The organism is Actinomycetota bacterium (genome assembly GCA_040905475.1).
Taxonomy (GTDB): domain Bacteria; phylum Actinomycetota; class AC-67; order AC-67; family AC-67; genus DATFGK01.
The window spans coordinates 1-2946 of record JBBDRM010000150.1; the positions used below are offsets into that span (position 1 = coordinate 1).

Here is a 2946-nt window from a genome sequence, read left to right on the forward strand (position 1 = left end):
CCCGCCCTCGAGCCCACGCCTGGTCGGCGACGTCGGCGAGGGGCGGGCCGCGCCAGAGCGCAAGCGCGTCGCGGAGCGTGCGGGCGGCGAGGTCCGCCCCCTCGGCCCGCGCACGGGAAACCAGCGCCGCGAAGCGCGAGACGTCGATGTCGTCGACGGTCAGGACGTAGCCGTGCGTCTTCGTCTCGATGCACCGGCCGGGAAGGGCCTTGCGCAAGTGGGAAACGTAGACCCGCAGCGTGTCGAGCGCCCGCTCGGGCGGGCTGCCGTCCCAGAGGTCTTCGATCAGGCGGTCGGTCGAGACCACCCGACCGGCCTCGACGGCCAGCCGAACGAGGAGCGCCCGCTCCTTCGGCCCCCCAAGAGAGATCTCCCTGCTCTCGTGGATGACCTGGAGGGGCCCGAGGATGCGCACCTCGAAACCCGACCCGTCGCCGCCACCCATCGCTGCAACCCCCTCAGGCTTCCCAGAAAGTCCTGGTCGGCGCCCGATTTGGCACAACTTTATCGGCTCACTGCCTTTCCTCAATGCCCGGGCCCGATCCTGGCGAGGCAGGTCGAGAGGTCCGAGGAGAGGAGGAGCGATGATCCGCAGGAGAGCTGAGGAGCGGAGGAGGCTTGAGGAGCTTCGATCCGTCGGCCTCTTCGCCGGCTGTACAGACGACGAGCTTCGGTGGCTGGACGGGCTCGGCGCTCGGATCCGAATTCCCGCGGGAACGCGGCTCATGACCGAGGGGACGGCTGCGCGCGAATGCTACCTGCTGCTCGAGGGAAGCGCGGCCGTCTCATCGACCGGAGGGCTTGTCGCGAACCTGGGGCCCGGCTCCCTCGTCGGCGAGATGGCCCTGCTCAGCCGACGTCCAAGGACTGCAACGGTCGAATCGGTGACTCCCCTATCCGTCATCGTCCTCCACCACGGCGAGTTCGCCCACTTAATGAAGCTTCCCGGGGTGGAAGCGAAGGTTAGGAGACTCGTCTCCGAGCGGACGATTTGCGCGCCGACCCGGCAGGCATCCAGGCTCCAGGGTACCGTCCGGCGATTCCTTCCGCCTCCGCCGGATGGGACGGTATTCGTCGCCCGGTTCCATCAGCGTTCGCGAGGCATTCCATGGAAGGAAAGCCGATAGGCTTGCTGTGCTCGCTGCGGGGGGAGTCTGATTGCCCGAGTTCGATCACGGCGGATGGCGTCTCTTCTTCGAGGACCTTGGAGAGGGAACGCCGGTCCTGCTCCTCCACGGTCTGTTCATGGACCACACCATGTTCGAGCATCAGGTCCGTTCCCTCTCACGAAGCTACCGGCTGATCACACCCGACCTGCGAAGCCATGGACGATCGGAGCACCGCTCCGAAGCACGCACGCTCTGGGACGTGATGGAGGATCAGGTGACTCTGCTCGACCGGCTCGGGATCGAGCGGGCCGTGTGGGGCGGCGCAAGCGTCGCAGGCCCGATATCGCTCCGGGCCGCACTTCGCCACCCGGATCGCGTCACCGGATTGATCTTGATCAGCACCCAAGCCGGTCCCGAGCATCCAGAGAGACTCCCCCTGTACGAAGCGTTCGCCGAGACGGTGGCGAGGCAAGGCTGGACCGACGACTCACTCGGCGTACTCGCGATGTCGTACTTCGGGAAAAGCGCGCCTACCGAACTGGGTCGACTTTGGCGCGACAGATGGCGCGCCCAGCCGGTCGCAGACGTTCAAGAGATCATGCGCTCGTTGACTCGGCGAGAGAGTTTGCTCGATCGGCTCGGCGACGTACGGGTTCCGTCTCTGGTCGTTTACGGGGAGGAGGACGGCATCGCTCTCAAGCTCGAGGAAGTCGAGGCGATGGTCCACGCCCTGCCGCAAGTGGTCGAGTACTTGCGGATCCCGGCCGCCGGGCACTCACCGAGCATCGAACAACCTGAAGTGACGACGGCAGCCATCTCCAGATTCCTCGATCGTCTATCGGGCTGACCCGTCACGATCTGTCTTGTCGAGTCCTGCGTTCGGAACCTTCGTTCAGAGGCAAGGGTGCGGCGGACGCGCGTCGCCGCCACGCCTGAGCATGGCTACGGCACGGCTTGCATCAGGTCCGCCCGCACCGGCACCTGCGCTTGCGGAGCTAGGTTGAGTGGAGGGCGCTCGATCTCATCGGGCAGCTCGAGGGTCAATCCCGAGTCGAGGCTACGTCGCAACTGGGGATAGTCACGGGGGTTGATCCGCGTCTTCAGTCGGCCGAGCTCTTCCGCGCGCTGCATGATCGTCCTGGCGATGGCGAATGCCATCGGCCCGAGTTCCTCCAGTGGTCTGTTCCGGTGGATCCGTGTGCCGAGATCGACCTGCGCGATGCCGTCCAAACCGACGACGTCGAGGAGATCGATGAGGAGGCCTGCCTCGACCGAGTACCCCGTGAAGAACGGCAGTTTGCGTAGGACCTCGGCGCGTCCCGCGTACTCCCCGGCCAGCGGCTGGATCACGCCGGCCAACTCCGGGAACAGCATGTCGAGCATCGGTCGGGCGAGAAGCTCGGTCACTCGCCCGCCGCCGGACGGGGACAGGACCCCGTCGAGTTGGATCGGGCGGCGGTAATAACCCTTGACGAAGTCGACCGACGCATCGCACAGTAGCGGCGCAACGAGCCTGGTGACGAAGTGCGAGCTGAAGTTGCGGATATCGGCGTCGATCCACACGACGATGTCTCCTCGCAGAACCGCGAGGCTGCGCCAAAGCGACTCGCCCTTGCCGGGACGCACCGGGATCTCCGGCAGGATCTTTGCCACGTCGACGACCCGCGCGCCGGCCGCATCGGCGCGCAGAGCCGTCTCATCGATCGACTCTCCATCGAGCACGACAAGCTCGTCGACGAACGGTACTTCCTCCATAAGCTCGTTCGAGATGATCCGGCAGATCGGCGCGATCGTTTCCTGTTCGTTCAGCGCGGGGATCGCGACGCTGATGCGCACC

Annotated in this window: 4 protein-coding genes; 2 read left to right on the forward strand and 2 right to left on the reverse strand. The window is 66.0% G+C overall.

The genetic code is table 11. The features are described 5' to 3' along the window. Positions 1-445 (reverse strand): winged helix-turn-helix domain-containing protein (locus WEB06_18625; GenBank protein ID MEX2557633.1); only part of this gene is annotated, 445 nt, incomplete at its 3' end. A gap of 139 nt (positions 446-584) precedes the next feature. On the opposite strand from WEB06_18625, the gene WEB06_18630 reads away from it, so the two are divergent. Beyond that, entirely contained in the window at positions 585-1127 is a 543-nt protein-coding gene (locus tag WEB06_18630) for a cyclic nucleotide-binding domain-containing protein (protein MEX2557634.1), read from the forward strand. 31 nt (positions 1128-1158) lie between these two features. Further along, a complete protein-coding gene (locus WEB06_18635; protein ID MEX2557635.1) occupies positions 1159-1956 on the forward strand; it encodes an alpha/beta hydrolase in 798 nt (265 codons plus the stop codon). A 95-nt stretch (positions 1957-2051) separates the two neighbouring features. On the opposite strand, the gene WEB06_18640 is transcribed toward WEB06_18635, so the two are convergent. Then, the coding region (locus WEB06_18640; protein ID MEX2557636.1) for a glucosyl-3-phosphoglycerate synthase at positions 2052-2946 on the reverse strand (895 nt) is incomplete at its 5' end.